We start from the raw sequence: 514 nt of genomic DNA on the forward strand, positions 1-514 counted from the left end.
TTGGCGGCGGCGGCGGCTCGATGGTCGTGCAATTGCCTTCGATCAATACGGGTCTTGTGGCCAGCCTTGGCGCACAAGGCGGCAGCGGCGCCGATGCGGCGGGTATCACCGGGAACTATCGTGGTGGCACGCAGACGTTTGGCGACAACGCCCTTGGCCTGTTGCTGCAATCCATCGGTGCGGGCGGTGGTGAAATCCGCCTGTCGGGTGTGAACGGGGCAGACCTGACTCTGGGCGGCGCCCAGGGCGTGTCGGGTGATGGCGGTGCGATCGACCTGACCCACAATGGCGGCATCTTCACCAGCGGCAACATGGCCCACGGCCTGATGCTGCAATCCATCGGCGGCGGCGGCGGCGCCATGTTCGGCGTTGCGTCGAACGGTTCGCTGAACCTGTCGGACGATAACCGCGGCAACGGCGGCGCGATCAGGCTTGTCCAGTCCGATGCGGTCGTGGTGACGGGCGACAACAGCTATGGCGTGATCGCCCAGTCTCTGGGCGGCGGCGGCGGCTG

At 66.9% G+C, this 514-nt stretch carries 1 pseudogene; it reads left to right on the plus strand.

From position 1 onward, the window contains the following. Positions 1-514 (plus strand): annotated as a pseudogene (locus tag HX774_RS18755) (hypothetical protein); the annotation flags it as partial.

The organism is Brevundimonas sp. P7753, from assembly GCF_013386595.1.
Lineage (GTDB): Bacteria > Pseudomonadota > Alphaproteobacteria > Caulobacterales > Caulobacteraceae > Brevundimonas > Brevundimonas bullata.